The sequence below is a fragment of the Methylobacterium amylolyticum genome (assembly GCF_030700245.1).
Classification (GTDB): Bacteria; Pseudomonadota; Alphaproteobacteria; order Rhizobiales; family Beijerinckiaceae; genus Methylobacterium.
In genome coordinates this window covers 17,046-33,367 of the sequence record NZ_JAUYZI010000026.1, presented here as the reverse complement: position 1 = coordinate 33,367, position 16,322 = coordinate 17,046, and the positions used below count along the sequence as shown (strand labels likewise).

The following is a 16,322-nucleotide window of genomic DNA, read 5'->3' as shown; positions in this document are numbered from 1 at the left end:
TCGAGGCGTTAAGAAGATCGTCATCTGCTGCAATGTAGATATGTCCGGCCGCGCGGCGCGTGGAATCGAAGTTGCATCGAGATTCGTCTGTACACGCCTGCCGTGCCACACCTGCCTGAACCCGCGCCGCACGCGCCGGCGCCGAGGAGCGTGACGATGAACGAGCCGAGCTCGGAGCACCCTGTCCTGCGCGACATCCCGATCGGTATCTCGGCGACCGGAGCCCGTCACGAGACGGACTCGATGGGCGGCGTCGACGTGCCGGCCGACAGGTACTGGGGCGCGCAGACCCAGCGCTCGCTCCAGCACTTCTCCATCGGCAACGACCGGATGCCCAAGCGGGTCTACCACGCCTACGGCTACGTCAAGAAGGCGGCCGCCCTCGTCAACGCCGCCGCCGGGCGCCTGGAGGGATGGCGGGCCGACGCGATCGTCCGGGCCGCCGACGAGGCGATCGCGGGCAAGCTCGACGACCATTTTCCGCTCTACGTCTGGCAGACCGGGTCGGGCACCCAGTCCAACATGAACGTCAACGAGGTGCTGTCGAACCGCGCCATCCAGCTCCTCGGCGGCGAACTCGGCTCCAAGAGCCCGGTGCATCCGAACGACCACGTCAACATGGGCCAGTCGTCCAACGACACGTTCCCGACCGCGATGCACATCGCCACGATCCTCGAACTCGACGAGGTGCTGCTGCCGCAGGCCGACACGCTGGCGCGCGCGATCGAGGCCAAGGCGAGCGGGTGGATGGACGTGGTCAAGACCGGCCGGACCCATCTCCAGGACGCGACGCCGCTCACCGTCGGGCAGGAATGGTCCGGCTACGCCCAGCAGATTCGCGACGCGCTCGCGATCGTCGCGGCCTCGCGCGCGGGGCTCTACAAGCTCGCGGCCGGCGGCACCGCGGTCGGCACCGGGCTCAACGCGCCCGAGCATTTCAGCGCCGAGATCGCCGCCAAGATCGCCGAACTGACGGGCAAGCCGTTCGTGACCGCGCCGAACAAGTTCGCCGCGCAGGGCTCGCTCGACGCCATGGTCGCGGCGATGGCCGCGGTGCGCGGGCTGGCGGTGGCGCTGATGAAGATCGCCAACGACATGCGCTGGCTGGCCTCGGGCCCCCGCTGCGGCCTCGGCGAGCTGATCCTGCCGGCCAACGAGCCGGGCTCCTCGATCATGCCGGGCAAGGTCAACCCGACCCAGTGCGAGGCCATGGTGATGGTCTGCATCCAGGTGATCGGCGAGGACAACGCGGTCGCGTTCGCGGGCTCGCAGGGCAACTTCGAGCTGAACGCGATGCGGCCGATCATCATCAACAACGCGCTGCACGCGATCCGCGTGCTGGGCGACGCCTGCGAGAAGTTCCGCACGTTCTCGGTCGCGGGCACGGAGCTGAACCGCAAGCGCATCGACGAGACGGTGAGCCAGTCGCTGATGCTGGTCACCGCCCTGTCGCCGGTGATCGGCTACGACCTCGCCTCGAAGATCGCCCACCGGGCCAACGACGAGGGCACGACCCTGCGCGAGGCCGCCCTGGCCGAGGGCGTCGATGCCGCGTGCTTCGATGCGGTGTGCGATCCGAAGACGATGATCGGCCACGGGCTGGCCGGCGCCTGACCCGGCGCGCCGTCCCCCGTAACGCCCCGAAGGAAAGGCCGCTCATGAGCACGAAGGTCGCCGATCTGTTCGTCCGGGCGCTGGCGCAGGCCGGCGTGAAACGAATCTACGGCGTGGTCGGCGACAGCCTCAACGGCCTGACCGAGGCGCTGCGGCAGGACGGCTCGATCGCCTGGATCCACACCCGCCACGAGGAGAGCGCCGCCTTCGCGGCCGGCGCCGAGGCGCACCTGACCGGCGAGCTCGCCGTCTGCGCCGGCTCGTGCGGGCCGGGGAACCTCCACCTGATCAACGGCCTGTTCGACGCGCACCGCTCCCGCGTGCCGGTGCTGGCCATCGCGGCCCAGATCCCCTCCGCCGAGATCGGCCGGGGCTACTTCCAGGAGACGCACCCCGAAAGGCTGTTCCAGGAGTGCAGCCACTACTGCGAGTTGGTCTCCTCGCCGGATCAGCTCCCCGGCGTGATCGAGACCGCCATCCGTGTGGCGGTCGCCGAGCGCGGTGTCGCGGTGATCGTGATGCCCGGCGATGTCGCCCTCCTGGACCTGCCGAAGAGCGCACCCGCCCTCTCGGCCAGCCTCGTGCCGCCCCCGGCCGTGGTGCGCCCGCGCGAGCCCGACCTCGACCGGCTGGCCGAAATGCTCGACGGCGCGGGGCGGGTCACCCTGTTCTGCGGGCGCGGCTGCGCCGGGGCGCACGCGCAGGTGCTGCAGCTCGCCGAGGCGCTGAAGGCGCCGGTGGTCCACGCGCTGGGCGGCAAGGAGCACGTCGAGTGGGACAACCCCTACGACGTGGGCATGACCGGGCTGATCGGGTTCGCCTCGGGCTACCGGGCGATGCTCGACTGCGACACCCTGCTCCTGCTCGGCACCGGCTTCCCCTACCGCCAGTTCTACCCCGAGACCGCCAGGATCGCGCAGATCGACCTGCGGGCCGAGAGCCTCGGCCGGCACTGCCGGATCGACCTCGGGCTGATCGGCGACGTGGCCGCGACGATCGAGGCGCTGCTGCCGAAGCTTCAGCCCAAGACCGACCGGGCGCATCTCGACGACGGCCTTGCCCATTACAGGAAGGCCCGCGCCGGCCTCGACGCGCTGGCGGTCGGCGAGCCCGGCGGCACGATCCACCCGCAATACGTCGCCCGCACCCTGAGCGAGGCCGCCGCCGCCGACGCGGTCTTCACCTTCGACGTCGGCACGCCGACGATCTGGGCGGCGCGCTACCTGGCGATGAACGGCAGGCGCCGGCTGATCGGCTCGCTCAACCACGGCTCGATGGCCAACGCCCTGCCGCAGGCGATCGGCGCGCAGGCGGCCTATCCGGGCCGACAGGTCGTGTCGTTCTCCGGCGACGGCGGCTTCGCGATGCTGATGGGCGACCTGCTGACCCTCAACCAGCACGCGCTGCCGGTGAAGGTCGTGGTGCTCAACAACGGCACGCTGGGCTTCGTCGAGATGGAGATGAAGGCGGCGGGCTTCCTCGATACCGGCGTGGCGCTCGTCAACCCGGACTTCTCGGCCATGGCGCGCGGCGCCGGGATCTTCGCCAAGCGGGTGGAGGATCCGGCCGAGCTGGACGGGGCGATGCGGGAGATCCTGGCCCATGACGGGCCGGCGCTGCTCGACGTGGTCTCGGCCCGCCAGGAGCTGTCGATGCCGCCGAAGATCGGGATCGAGCAGGCGACGGGCTTCGGGATGTGGCTCGCCAAGGCGGTGATCGACGGGCGCGGGACCGAGATCCTCGACCTCGCCAAGACCAACCTCTGGCGCTGACGGCTCCCCGCATCGCGATCCCCACCCCGAGAATCCGGCCGCTGTCCCGGTCGTTCGCGCGACGCCCCCAGGACATGGAGCTCCCCAGATGATCCGCTGTGTTCGCATCTGGACCGGTGACGACGCGAACTCGTACTTCGAGGAGGGCGCCATCGACCTGCCCGACGGCGAGCGCGGCGACATCCTCAGCGGCACGACCGACGTGGTCTCGATCTCCTTCCGGGAGACGCAGGCCGGCGGGACCTACGCGTGGCATCCGGCGCCGACCCGGCAGTTCGTGATCACCCTGCGCGGCACCCTCGACTTCCGGACGAAGGGCGGCGCGCACTTCACGATCCGGCCCGGCGACATCCTCATCGCCGAGGACACCGCCGGCTCCGGCCATTCCTGGCGCCTCGTCGACGACGAGCCGTGGTGCCGGGCCTACGTGATCCTCGCGCCAGGGGCCGACGCCAAGCTCCCCTTCGTGCCCAACCAGACCCCCTGAGGAGCCGCCCGATGGCCGACATGCGCTACGACGACAACCCCGACGTGGTGCTGGTGGGTGCCGGCATCATGAGCGCGACCCTCGGGACCGTCCTGAAGGAGCTGGAACCGTCGCTGACGATCGCGATGTTCGAGACCCTGCACGATTGCGCGCTGGAGAGTTCGGAGGGCTGGAACAACGCCGGCACCGGCCACGCGGCCAATTGCGAGCTGAACTACACGCCCCAGCGCGCCGACGGCAGCGTCGACATCGCGAAGGCGCTGGAGGTGAACGTCGAGTTCGATCTCTCGCGCCAGCTCTGGGCGCATCTCGTGAAGAGGGGCGCGATCCCCGATCCCCGGGCCTTCATCCACCCCTGCCCGCACATGAGCTTCGTCTGGGGGCCTGAGAACGTCGCGTTCCTGAAGGCGCGCTACGCCGAGATGTCGGCGCACCACTGCTACCACGGGATGGCGTACAGCGAGGACCCGAAGGTCATCGCCGGCTGGGCGCCGCTGATCATCGAGGGCCGCGATCCGGGCGAGCCGATCGCCGCGACCCGCATCGTCACCGGCACGGACGTCGATTACGGCGCGCTCACGCACCTGCTGGTCGAGCAGCTCTCGGCGCAGCCCGGGTTCGCGGTGCACTACAATCGGAAGGTGGTCGCCCTCGACCGGGTCGACGACGGCCGCTGGGCGGTGACCGTCGAGGACACCTACGACGGCACCCGCCAGACCGTGACGGCCAAGTTCGTGTTCATCGGCGCGGGCGGCGGGTCGCTGCCGCTCCTCCAGGCCTCGAAGATCCCGGAGGGGCGCGGCTACGGCGGCTTCCCGGTGTCGGGCATCTGGCTGCGCTGCGACGTGGACGCGGTCAGCGAGCGCCACCACGCCAAGGTCTACGGCAAGGCGGCCTCCGGCTCGCCGCCGATGTCGGTGCCCCACCTCGACACCCGCATCATCGGCGGCAAGCGCTCGCTGCTGTTCGGGCCCTATGCCGGCTTCTCGTCGAAGTTCCTCAAGCACGGCTCGCTGGAGGATCTGTTCACCTCGCTTACCCACGAGAACATCGTCCCGCTCCTGGACGTCGCCAAGGACAACGTCGCGCTGTCCGAGTACCTCATCGGCCAGGTGCTCCAGAGTTCCGACCACCAGTTCGCCACCCTGAAGGGCTTTTTCCCGAGGGCGAACAAGAAGGACTGGCGGGAGGCTGTCGCCGGCCAGCGGGTGCAGACGATCAAGCCGACAGGCCAGCACAGCATCTTCAAGAAGGAGGGTGCGCTGGAGTTCGGCACCGAACTCGTCGCGGCGCACGACAAGTCCATCTGCGCGTTGCTCGGCGCCTCGCCGGGCGCCTCGACGGCGGCGTTCATCGCCCTCGAAGTCCTGCAGACCTGCTTCGCCGACAAGCTCACGCCGGATGCGTGGCTGCCGCGGCTGAAGGCGGTGATCCCGACCTACGGCATCGACCTGAAGCGGGACGCGGATGCCTGCCGCCGGACCCGCGCCGAAACCGCCCCGATCCTCAAGATCGAGAACGTCTGACGCCCCGTCGCGGCGCGGGGACCCGCGCCGCTTCCGCCCGCCCCCGAGGGCCCGCCGCGCCCATCCTCCGGGCGGCAGAACGGCGGCCCGCGTCCCGAGGAGAGAGCCGGTGGACATTTCCGCCCTGATGCTGTCGCGCATCCAGTTCGCGTTCACGGTCTCGTTCCACATCATCTTCCCGGCCTTCACGGTCGGGCTGGCGGCGTGGCTCACCTTCCTCCAGGCGCGGGCGATGATGTCGGGCGAGCCGGTCTACGACCGGCTGTTCTCGTTCTGGCTCAAGATCTTCGCGGTGGCCTTCGGGCTGGGCGTGGTGTCCGGCATCGTCATGGCCTTCCAGTTCGGCACCAACTGGAGCGAGCTGTCCCGCCGCACCGGCCCGATCCAGGGGCCGCTGCTGGGCTACGAGAGCTTCACGGCCTTCGCGCTGGAAGCCTCGTTCTTCGGCGTGCTGATGTTCGGCCGCAACCGGGTGCCGCGCTGGTTCTACCTGTTCGCCTGCGCGATGGTGTGCCTGGGCACCAGCCTGTCCTCGTTCTGGATCCTCGTGAACAACTCGTGGATGCAGGTCCCGACCGGGTACGAGATGCGCCCGGACGGGGTGTTCGTGCCGACCGACTGGTCGGCCATCATCTTCAATTCCGTGGTCTGGGTGCGCTTCCCGCACATGATCCTGGCCGCCTACGTCACCACCAGCTTCTGCGTGGCGGCCACCGGCGCGTGGTACATGCTGCGCGGCATCGACCGGATCGAGGCCCGCGCCATGATCCGCATGGGGCTGGGCCTCGCCTGCATCCTCGTGCCCGTCCAGCTCTTCTTCGGGCACCTGACCGGCGACTACGTGGTCAAGCACCAGCCCTCGAAGATCGCGGCGATCGAGGGCCACTGGGAGAGCCAGCAGCCGGCCGGCGAGATTATCATCGCCTGGCCCGACGAGAGCCAGGAGAAGAACCTGTTCTCGCTGAGCCTGCCCGCCCCGATCGGCAGCCTGATCGATACCGGCACGACCACCGGCAAGGTGATCGGTATCAAGGCGATCCCGAAGGAGGACCGGCCGCCGGTGCTGATCCCGTTCTTCGCCTTCCGGATCATGGTCGGCTGCGGGCTGCTGATGCTGGCGCTCAGTTGGGGCGGCATGGCCTACTACGCCACCGGCCGCCTGGAGCGGGCGCGCTGGCTGCAATGGGCGATCTTCGCCTCGTTCCCGCTCGGCTTCGTCGCGACGCTGACCGGCTGGTTCACGGCCGAGGTCGGGCGCCAGCCCTGGACCGTCTACGGCCAGTTGCGCACGGCCGATGCCGCCACACCGATCCTGACCGCGCCGCAGGTCGCGACCTCGCTCGCGGTCTTCTTCGTGGTCTACGCGCTGATCTTCGCGGCGGGCACCGTCTACATCTACCGCATGCTGAAAGCCGGCATCCAGCCGACGCCGGACCACACCGACAGCGCCGCCAATCCCAAGCGGCCGCTGGCCGTGCCGGGTGGCAGTCCCGGCACGGCCAGCGCCACCCCTGCGGAGTGAGACCGTCATGATCGCGTTCTGGGCCTCGGCGCTCGCCCTCTCCCTGCTGCTCTACGTGGTGCTCGACGGCTTCGACCTCGGCGTCGGGATGCTGTTCGGGATCGCCCCCGACGAGGCGGCGCGCCGCCACATGATGCAGGCGATCGCCCCCGTCTGGGACGGCAACGAGACCTGGCTCGTGGTCGCGGGCACGATCCTGTTCGGCGCCTTCCCCGCCGCCTACGCGCTGCTGCTCTCGGCCTTCTACCTGCCGCTCCTGGCGATGCTCGCCGCCCTCATCCTGCGCGGGGTCGCCTTCGAGTTCCGCTACAAGGCGCGGCGCCTGCGCCGGCTCTGGGACGCGGGCTTCGTCGGCGGCTCCGCGTTCGCCGCCTTCGCCCAGGGCGCGGCCGTGGGGGCGCTGGTGGAGGAACTGCCGATCGCCAACGGGCAGTACGCGGGCGGCCCGTTCGGCTGGCTCTCGCCGTTCGCGGTGCTGTGCGGGTTCGGCCTGTGCCTCGGCTACGCGCTGCTCGGCGCCGCGTGGCTGTGCAACAAGACCGAGGCCGACGTGCGCGATCTCGGCTACCGCCTGCTGCCCAGGCTCCTCGTCGGCGTGCTCCTGTTCCTGGCCGCGGCCTTCGCCTACGCGCTGGCGATGAACCTGCGGGTGCTGCACCGCTGGTTCGAACGTCCGGAGATGCTGATCCTGCCGCTCGTGGGCGCCGCCGCCTGCGCGGGGCTCGTCCACGCGGCGCGGCGCCGGATCGACGCGCTGCCGTTCCCGCTGGTGGCGACCATCTTCGCCGCCGCCTTCGCGACGCTCGCCGCCTCGTTCCTCCCTTACATGGTGCCGTTCACGATCACGATCGAGGAGGCCGCGGCGCCCCCGAGCAGCCTGTCCTTCCTGTTCTGGGGGGCGGGCGTGGTCGTGCTGCCGATCACGCTGATCTACACCGTCGTGGTCTACCGGGTGTTCAAGGGGAAGGTCGATCTCTCCGAGCACGCCGGGCACTATGAGTGAGATCGCGGTGCGGCATCCTGTCGACGGGACCGGCGGCGCGGCTGCGGTGCGCGGCGGGTCGGACCCGGGGACGGCGGACGGAAGCGCGGCGGGCGGGAGCGCGGCGGATGCAGGGACGGCGGACGCGGGGACGGCGGACCGCCTGCTGGTGAAGCTCGCCGTCATCCTGTTCGTCAACGGCCAGACCAGCGAGGCGCTGCGCGCCAGCGTCCGCCGCCTGGGCGACGCGCTCGGACGCGAGGGGCAGGTGTTCGCGCACTGGGGCATCCTATCCGCGACGCGGGCGGACGGCCGGGTGGTCGAGCAGCACGCCGCCGAGCCGACCGGCATCGACATCGGCCGGGTCGTCGCCGCCGAGCGCATGATCGACGCGGTCGCCGCCGGGGAGACCTCCGCGGAGCGGGCGCTCGCCGCGGCATCGGCGATCGAGCACCGGGCGCCCGTCGCCCTCGGACGCTTCGCCGCCATGGCCGGGATCGGCGCCGCCGCGCTCGGCGTGATCTTCGGGGCCTCGGACTGGCTCACGCTCTGCCTGATCGCCGTGATCGCCGGCACCGGGGCGTGCCTGCGGCGGGCCCTGTCCCGCCTGAGCGGGAACCCGTTCCTGCAACCGTTCTCGGCCGCGCTCCTGGCCGGCTTCGCCGGCAGCGGCGCGGCCGCCCTGGCGACCGCGCTGGGCGCCGAGGTCTCGCACTACCTCCTCGTCGTCTGCCCCTGCATGGTACTGGTGCCGGGCCCGCACTTCCTGAACGGGGCGATCGAGCTGGCGCGGGCCCACATCGCCCTGGGAACCGCCCGGATCGCGTTCGCGACGCTGATCGTCGTGGCGATCAGCACCGGCCTCCTCGTCGGGCTGATCCTGGCCGCCTCGCCGTTCCCGGGCCCCGGCCGGGCCGCTCCGGTCCCCCTCGTCCACGACGTGGTCGCGGCCGGCGTGGCGGTGGCAGCCTACGGCTCGTTCTTCAACATGCCCTGGCGCATGCTGCCGGCGCCGATCGGCATCGGCATGCTCGCCCACGCCGCGCGCTGGATGCTCATCCATCAGGGGGCGAGCCTGCAACTCGGCGCGCTGGTCGCGTGCCTGTGCGTGGGCACGCTGATGGCCCCGGTGGCGCGCAGGCTGCGCATGCCGTTCGGCGCCTGCGCCTTCGCGGCGGTGGTCTCCCTGATCCCCGGGGTGTTCATGTTCGAGGCGATCGCCAATCTCGGCGCGATCGTCGGGCTCGGGGCGCGGGCCACGCCGGCGCTGGTGTCGGGGGTGCTGGGCGACAGCGCGACGGCGGCGATCGTCCTCCTGGCCATGACCACGGGGCTCATCGTCCCGAAGATGATCCTGGACTGGGTCGATCTCCGGCGCGGGCGCCCGTAGCCACCCGCGCGCCCGCAACGGCGTTTCCGCCGAACGCGCCGGCAGGACTCCGCATGGCCTCCCTCCACGTCCTCTCCGAAGCGTCGCTGACCCAGGCCGCCCTCGCCTACGGCGCCTGGGCGGTCTTCGTGTCGGTGATGCTGGAGAGCACCGGCCTGCCGGTGCCAAGCGAGAGCATCCTCATCGCCGTCGCGGTGCTCGCGGCCGGCGGCGGTCCGCACGCACCCGCCCTCCCGACCGTCATCCTCGCGGCGGTCGCGGGCGCCGTGCTCGGCGACAACCTCGGCTACGCGATCGGGCGCGGCGCCGGGCGCGCGATCCTCGCCCGCTACGGCCCGCAGATCGGGCTCGGCCCGCCGCGCCAGCGCCTCGGCCACTACCTGTTCCTGCGTTACGGGGGACGCATCGTGATCGTCGCGCGCTTCGTGTCGGTGCTGCGCACCGCCGTGAGCCTTCTGGCCGGCACCACCCACATGCCGTGGCCGCGCTTCCTCGCCTGCAACGCGTCCGGCGCCATCGCCTGGGCGAGCCTCGTCGGCGGCGGCGCCTACCTGCTCGGCGAGCGCGTGCGCGCGTGGTCCTGGCCGGCCTCGCTCGCGCTCCTCGTCATCGCCGCCGCTTGCCTGATCGCCGGAGCCGTCCTGCTCAAGCGGCGGGAGCGGCAGCTTCAGGCGCAGGCCGACAGGGTGCTGTCCCGACCTCCCGCGGCGGCCGGGTGATGCGACGCCCCGAGCCCCGGCTTAGAGCTGCTGTCTTGACGCGCTCTCTTTCGCCGAACCGGCATCCACTTCGGCGGCGAGCGCTCCAGACGATCCCGGCCGGCGCCGTGCCGACCTGCAACTGAGGATGACCCCATGCGCCCCTGGCTCAAGCTCACGCTCTGCGCGGCCGCCGCGCTCATCCTCGGCTGGGGTGTGATGCGCTCGCTCGCGCGCAGCGCGCCGATCACGGACCTGTGGGGCGGCCGCTGGTTCGTCGCGGCGGCGATCGCCCTCATGGTGCTCGGTCTCGCGACCACGTTCGTCAGCGTCCTCCGCAAGCCCTCGGACAGCCGACGCGCGGGCGGACCGCCGGCCGGCGAGGGCGGGGGGCCTGCCCGCCTTCGCTGACCGCGCACGGCCCGCGGCCCCGCGCGCATCCGGCGGAGCCCGACGGTCCCGGCCCGCGCCGGTCCGGCCGCCGCGCGCGCCGCCCGCATCCGCGCACGGACCCGTTCCAGGCCTCCGCAGGGGCTGTGAACCGGGGCTCCGGAGTGGTAGTCTGGTGGAGACCGTCTGCGGCCGCCCTCGCCATGTCCAAGCCCGTCACCCTGACTCTCACCGTCCCGCACGCGCTCGGCGCCGCCGAACTCCGGCGGCGGCTCGACCTGCACACCGCCTGGGCCTTCGAGCAGTTCGCCAAGGAGCGGATCACGATTGAGGCCGACGAGTGGTTCGGCAAGCGCCGGGCGTTCTCGGCCAGCGGCCACGGCCTGCGCGCGGGCGCGGCGATCCAGGTCGGCGACGACGAATTGCACGTCGAGGCCATCGTGCCCGGGGTCGTGGCGAAGTTCTCCCCGGTGTTCGAGGTGATCGGCCGGCACTACGCGCGGCGGCTCCTGTCCGAGGAAGGCGCCGCCCTGTAGCGCGGACCCGGTTCGTCCGGCGCGCACGCGGCTTTCCTGACCCCGCGCTCGCCGCCGCCGGGGATCGGCAGCCTGGGCGGGGCGGCGGGCACAACCGGCTCAAGGCTCGGGCCCGCCCCGGAGCGTGGCGGCCTCCGCCGCCAGGTTGGCGCGGGCGGCCGTCTCCAGGCGGTCGCGGAAATGGGCCGTTCCGTAGAGCCGCGGCCGGGCGAGGAAGCGGCCGAGCACGCCCGCGCGCCCGAGGCGCCACGCCGCCTCCGGGACGGCGCCGTATTCCCGCCGGATCGCCGCCGCGTAGGCCGCGTAGACCGGGGGTTGGGCGCCCAGCACGGCGAGGTCGAGATCGAGCATCAGGCGCGTGGCCGGGTCCGCGCCCGGTTCATGGGCGGCGGTCGCCCGGATCATCGCCATGGCCGCCCGGACCGCTTCCGCGGCGGCGTCCCCGGCGTGGGCGGCGAGCAGGTCGGCGCTCCGCGCCTCGTTGTCCGCCCGGCCGGTGTCGTAGACGGCGTCGTGAAAGACGATCGCGAGAGCGAGGGCGTCGTGGTCGAGCCCGGCGAAGTCCGGCAGCGCCCGCACCGCGTCGTGCCCGGCGAGCAGGTCGGCGACGTGGCCCCAGCCGTGGTAGTGGCGCCCCGCCGCGCCGTAGCCGGCGTCGAGGGCCCGCCACGCCGCCTCCGCGCCGGTCGGCCCGATGGTCCGGGACCAGAGCCCGGCGAAGCGTTCCCGCAGGCGATCGTCCATGGTGGCCTCGGTTCACGCGCTCGCGCGCCTCGGCGTCTCTCGCGCCATCGTCCCCGCCGGATCCGGTTTCCATCCGGCCGGCGCGGAGCGTGGACGTGCCCGCCTCACGGGACGAGCTTGCCGGGGTTCATCAGGTTTTGCGGGTCGATGGCGCGCTTGAGCGCGCGCATGAGGCCGAGCGCTTCCGGCCCGTGCTCGCTCTCCATGAAGCGCATCTTCTTCTGGCCGATGCCGTGCTCGCCCGTGCAGGTGCCGCCCAGGCTCAGCGCGCGGGCGACGAGCCGGTCGAGGAAGCCCGCCACCGCCGCCATCTCCTCCGGGCTGGACGCGTCCACGAGCGGCAGGGCGTGGAAGTTGCCGTCGCCGACATGGCCGGCGATCGGCGCCGTGAGCCCGCTCGCCGCGATGTCGCGCTTCGTCGCCTCGACGCAGTCGGCGAGCCGCGAGATCGGTACGCAGACGTCGGTGGACATGTTCTTGATCGTCGGGCCGGGCCGGAGCGCGACCGCGGCCCAGTACACGTCGTGGCGCGCCTGCCAGAGCCGCGAGCGGTCCTCGGCCCGGGTCGCCCAGTCGAACGGTCCGCCGCCGAGGTCCCGCGCGATCTCGCCGAAGCGCTCGGCCTGCTCGCGCGCCCCCGCGTCGGTGCCGTGGAACTCGACCAAGAGCAGCGGGGTCTCGGGCAGGGTGAGCTTCGAGTAGCGGTTGCAGGCGGCGACCTGGACCTCGTCGAGCAGTTCGATGCGCGCCACCGGGATGCCGGACTGGATCGTCAGGATGGTGGCGTCGCACGCGGCCTTGATCGAGGGGAACGGGCAGATGCCCGCCGAGATCGCCTCGGGGATGCCGTGGAGGCGCAGGGTGATCTCGGTGATGACGCCGAGCGTACCCTCAGAGCCGATCAGCAGCCGGGTGAGATCGTAGCCGGCCGACGACTTGCGCGCCCGCCGCGCGGTGGTGACGATGTCGCCGTTCGGCATCACGGCCTTGAGCGCCAGCACCGCGTCCTTCATCGTCCCGTAGCGCACGGCGTTGGTGCCCGAGGCCCGCGTGGCCGCCATGCCGCCGATGGTGGCGTCCGCCCCGGGATCGATGGGGAAGAACAGGCCGGTGTCGCGCAGGTGCTCGTTCACCGCCTTGCGGGTGATCCCGGCCTCCACCGTGCAGTCGAGGTCGTCGGCGTTCACGGCCAGCACGCGCTTCATCCCGCTCGTGTCGATCGAGACGCCGCCGAAGGGCGCGTTGACGTGGCCTTCGAGGGAGGTGCCGACGCCGTAGGGCACGATCGGCACGTCGCGCGCGGCGCAGGCGCGCACCACCGCCTGGACCTCCGCCGTGGAGCGCGGGAAGACCACGAGGTCCGGCGGCTCGCAGGGCGCCCAGGTGAGCTGGTTGGCGTGCTGCTCGCGCACGGCGAGGCCCGCCGCCACGCGCTCCCCGAGCACCGCGCGCAGGGCCTCGGCGAGGTCGGCGATCGTCGCCGCGTCCGGGCGGGGGCGCGGGGCGGCAGCGGGTGCGTTCATGGGCTGCTCCGGTGGGCTCGAACGAAACCGACGACTCATCCCACGCCGTGCGGGCCCCGGCTACTGCGCCGGCCGCACGCCCGGCGTCGGCGCCTGCTCCAGGCGCCGGTCGTGGCGCAGGCAGAGCACGGTCGCCATGGCCGCGAAGCCCGCCGCGGCGATCAGCAGCAGCCCGCCCGTGAAGGTGCCGGTGGCATCCTTGATCGCGCCGACCGCGTAGGGCGCGGCGAAGCCCGAGAGGTTTCCGAGCGCGTTGATGATGGCGATGCCGCCGGCCGCCGCGGCGCCGGAGAGGTAGGCGGTGGGCAGGGTCCAGATCACGGGCAGGGCGCCGAAGATGCCGAAGGCCGAGACGCTGAACAGGGCCATCTTGGCGTAGGGATCGGACGCGAGCGCCGCGGCCGCCGTGCCGCCCGCCGCGAGCAGCAGCGCGAAGGCCACGTGGCCCCTGCGCTCGCCCCTGCGGTCCGAGGAGCGCCCGAGCGCGACCATGCCGAGGATGCCGATCGCGAAGGGGATGAGGCTCACGAGGCCGGTCTGGAAGTTGGTGAGATCGAAGCCCTTCACGATCTGCGGCAGGAAGAAGCTGAGCCCGTAGAGCAGCGCCACGTTGCCGAAGTAGATGAAGGCGACGGCCATCACGCGCCCGTCCGTGAGCGCCTCCCGCACGCTGTAGCTGCGGGCGGCCTCGCGCGCCCGGCGCTCGTCCGCGAGGCGCCGCGTCAGCCACGCCCGCTCGTCCTCCGGGAGCCACGCGGCCTCCTCCGGCCGGTCCGTGAGGAAGACCAGGACGACGCCGGCGAGGAGGACGGCGGGCAGCGCTTCGAGGACGTAGAGCCACTGCCAGCCCTTGAAGCCCCAGACCCCGTCGAGACCGAGGAGCGCCCCCGAGACGGGCGAGCCGATCACGCTGGAGAGCGGGATCGCGATCATGAAGGCGCTGATGATCCGGGCGCGGTACTGCGCGGGAAACCACAGCGTGAGGTAGAAGATGATGCCGGGGAAGAAGCCGGCCTCCGCCGCGCCGAGCAGCAGGCGCACGAGGTAGAAGCTCTTCTCGCCCACGATGAACGCCATCGCGCCCGACAGGAGCCCCCAGGTCACCATGATCCGGGCGATCCACACCCGCGCCCCGACCCGCTCCAGGATCAGGTTCGAGGGCACCTCGAAGGCGAAGTAGGTCAGGAAGAACACCCCGGCGCCGAGCCCGTAGGCGGTGGCGGAGATGCCGAGGTCCTTGTTCATGGTCAGCGCCGCGAAGCCGACGTTGACCCGGTCGAGATAGGAAATGAAGTAGCACACGATCAGCAGCGGCAAGAGCCGCCTGCTGACCCGTCGCACCGTCCGCGCCTCCAGATCCATCGATCGCCCTCCCCTGGCTTCGGCCGAACGCGTCGGCCCCGTTCGCGTCTTTATGGTCTATCGTGATCGCTGAGCGTCGCCCGCAGGCGCGCGGACCGCGCGCCGAGCCCGAGCGATCCCACGCCGTCCCGCGTCATGAGGTGTGCGCCCGTCAGCGGCCGGATCGGGCGACGACCGGCGGGGCCTGCGGCCGAACGGGCACTCAGGCCGCGCGCACCACCAGCACCGTACCCTCGATCCCCGTCACCCGCACCCGGGCGCCGGCCGGCAGGTCCGGCCCCGTCACGCGCCAGAGGGTGTCGTCGCAGCGCAGGCGCCCGGCGCCGTCGACGATCGGTTCGCTCAGCGTCGCCTCCCGGCCGACGAGGCCGCGGTCGGGGCGGTTGAGGCGGGGGCCGTGGCGCAGCACGTGGCGCCGGTTCAGGCGCAGCGCGAGGCCGACGCAGGCGAGCGAAAGGACGGCGAACAGCAGGGCCTGAACCGGCCACGGCAGCGGCGCGAGGGCGGTCGCGAGCCCGGTCGCCAGCGCCGCGAGGCCGAGCCAGATCAGGAACACGCCGGGCGCGACGATCTCGGCGGCGGCGAGCGCGAGGCCGGCCACCACCCAGGCCCAGACGGGGCCTAGCGCGTCGAGGAAGTCAGGGATCACGGCTCAGGCCCGCGGCGCGCCGACGTTCGGCGGCGTCCCCGTCCGGCGGGGGGCGTCGTCGCCGAACACCGCCCGGGTGATCGCGCCGATGCCGCCCAGCGTGCCCGCGAGCCCCGCCGCCTCGATCGGAACCACCACCACCCGCTGGTTCGGGGCGGTGGCGAGCGCGCGCACCGCGTCCACGTACTTCTCGGCCACGAGGAAGTTGGCGGCGGCGATGTCGCCCTCGGCGATGGCCTGACTGACCATGCCCGTCGCCCGCGCCTCGGCCTCGGCCGAGCGCTCCCGGGCCTCGGCGTCGCGGAACGCCGCCTCGCGGCGTCCCTCGGCCTCCAGGATCGCCGATTGCTTGCGCCCCTCCGCCCGCAGGATCTCGGCGGCGCGCTGGCCCTCCGCCTCCAGGATCGAGGCGCGCTTCTCGCGCTCGGCCTTCATCTGCCGGGCCATCGCCCCGGCGAGGTCGGCGGGGGGCACGATGTCCTTGATCTCGATGCGGGTGATCTTCACCCCCCACGGCGAGGCCGCCGCGTCGAGCACGCGCAGCAGCCGCTCGTTGATCTCGTCGCGATGGGCGAGCAACTGGTCGAGGTCCATCGAGCCGACCACGGTGCGGATGTTGGTCACCGTCAGCGTCGTGGTGGCGAGGTCGAGGTTGGAGACCTCGTAGGAGGCGCGCGCGGCGTCGAGCACCTGGTAGAACAGCACCGCGTCGATCGTCACGCCGGCGTTGTCGCGGGTGAAGGCCTGCTGGCTCGGCACGTCGATGACCTGCTCCATCACGTTCACCCGCCGGCCGACCCGCTCGACGAACGGCGTGATCACCGCGAGCCCCGCCTCCAGGCTGCGCGCGTAGCGGCCGAACCGCTCCACCGTGTAGACGTGGCCCTGCGGCACCATCTTGATGCCCGCCGCCAGGGTGATCACCACCAGGATCGCCGCGACGACGGCGAAGGTGCTCAGGCCAAACGATAGCGTCACCGCATTCCCCCGAACTGCCGCATCCCGTGAATCGGCGCCCGGCCGATGATGACCGCTGCCGGGCCCGCGCGCGAGCCCCGCATGAACGGACGGGATCCCGGCCCGATCATCCGCGGTTCAGGCCATGCTTGCTAACGTCGGACTTGTGT

At 72.1% G+C, this 16,322-nt stretch carries 15 protein-coding genes; 10 read left to right on the top strand and 5 right to left on the bottom strand.

The annotated features are described in order from the left end of the window. Positions 1-156: 156 nt before the first annotated feature. The 10 genes from fumC (at position 157) to Q8W71_RS18475 (ending at position 10,917) form a co-directional block, all read left to right on the top strand. Complete coding sequence (gene fumC, locus Q8W71_RS18520; protein ID WP_305526871.1) at positions 157-1,614, top strand: class II fumarate hydratase; 1,458 nt, start codon at positions 157-159, stop codon at positions 1,612-1,614. Positions 1,615-1,658: 44 nt separating this feature from the next. Then, on the top strand, positions 1,659-3,386 hold the full coding sequence (gene poxB / locus Q8W71_RS18515; RefSeq protein WP_305526870.1) for a ubiquinone-dependent pyruvate dehydrogenase: 1,728 nt from the start codon (positions 1,659-1,661) through the stop codon (positions 3,384-3,386). Between the two features lie 88 nt (positions 3,387-3,474). Then, positions 3,475-3,873, top strand: coding sequence for a cupin domain-containing protein (locus tag Q8W71_RS18510; protein ID WP_305526869.1), 399 nt, complete (start codon positions 3,475-3,477; stop codon positions 3,871-3,873). A 20-nt stretch (positions 3,874-3,893) separates the two neighbouring features. Beyond that, the gene (mqo, locus tag Q8W71_RS18505) at positions 3,894-5,399 is read left to right on the top strand and encodes a malate dehydrogenase (quinone) (RefSeq protein ID WP_370875468.1); all 1,506 of its coding nucleotides are present in this window, start codon (positions 3,894-3,896) and stop codon (positions 5,397-5,399) included. A gap of 109 nt (positions 5,400-5,508) precedes the next feature. Continuing rightward, the gene (locus tag Q8W71_RS18500; protein ID WP_305526867.1) at positions 5,509-6,921 is read left to right on the top strand and encodes a cytochrome ubiquinol oxidase subunit I; all 1,413 of its coding nucleotides are present in this window, start codon (positions 5,509-5,511) and stop codon (positions 6,919-6,921) included. A 7-nt stretch (positions 6,922-6,928) separates the two neighbouring features. Next, positions 6,929-7,924, top strand: a complete 996-nt coding sequence (gene cydB, locus Q8W71_RS18495) for a cytochrome d ubiquinol oxidase subunit II (protein WP_305526866.1) — start codon at positions 6,929-6,931, stop codon at positions 7,922-7,924. 7 nt (positions 7,925-7,931) lie between these two features. Then, positions 7,932-9,293, top strand: a complete 1,362-nt coding sequence (locus Q8W71_RS18490) for a threonine/serine exporter family protein (protein ID WP_305526865.1) — start codon at positions 7,932-7,934, stop codon at positions 9,291-9,293. Positions 9,294-9,346: 53 nt separating this feature from the next. Next, complete coding sequence (locus Q8W71_RS18485; protein WP_305526864.1) at positions 9,347-10,012, top strand: DedA family protein; 666 nt, start codon at positions 9,347-9,349, stop codon at positions 10,010-10,012. Positions 10,013-10,147: 135 nt separating this feature from the next. Next, on the top strand, positions 10,148-10,402 hold the full coding sequence (locus Q8W71_RS18480; RefSeq protein WP_305526863.1) for a hypothetical protein: 255 nt from the start codon (positions 10,148-10,150) through the stop codon (positions 10,400-10,402). Between the two features lie 182 nt (positions 10,403-10,584). Beyond that, on the top strand, positions 10,585-10,917 hold the full coding sequence (locus Q8W71_RS18475) for a hypothetical protein (protein ID WP_305526862.1): 333 nt from the start codon (positions 10,585-10,587) through the stop codon (positions 10,915-10,917). A 99-nt stretch (positions 10,918-11,016) separates the two neighbouring features. On the opposite strand, the gene Q8W71_RS18470 is transcribed toward Q8W71_RS18475, so the two are convergent. The 5 genes from Q8W71_RS18470 to Q8W71_RS18450 form a co-directional block, all read right to left on the bottom strand. Next, the gene (locus tag Q8W71_RS18470; RefSeq protein ID WP_305526861.1) at positions 11,017-11,661 is read right to left on the bottom strand and encodes an HD domain-containing protein; all 645 of its coding nucleotides are present in this window, start codon (positions 11,659-11,661) and stop codon (positions 11,017-11,019) included. 104 nt (positions 11,662-11,765) lie between these two features. Then, positions 11,766-13,184: an FAD-binding oxidoreductase gene (locus Q8W71_RS18465; protein WP_305526860.1), complete on the bottom strand. Its 1,419-nt coding sequence runs from the start codon at positions 13,182-13,184 to the stop codon at positions 11,766-11,768. Between the two features lie 60 nt (positions 13,185-13,244). After that, on the bottom strand, positions 13,245-14,546 hold the full coding sequence (locus tag Q8W71_RS18460) for an MFS transporter (protein WP_305526859.1): 1,302 nt from the start codon (positions 14,544-14,546) through the stop codon (positions 13,245-13,247). 202 nt (positions 14,547-14,748) lie between these two features. Beyond that, the gene (locus Q8W71_RS18455) at positions 14,749-15,195 is read right to left on the bottom strand and encodes an NfeD family protein (protein WP_305526858.1); all 447 of its coding nucleotides are present in this window, start codon (positions 15,193-15,195) and stop codon (positions 14,749-14,751) included. Between the two features lie 3 nt (positions 15,196-15,198). Then, complete coding sequence (locus Q8W71_RS18450; RefSeq protein ID WP_305526857.1) at positions 15,199-16,173, bottom strand: SPFH domain-containing protein; 975 nt, start codon at positions 16,171-16,173, stop codon at positions 15,199-15,201. Positions 16,174-16,322 lie beyond the last annotated feature (149 nt).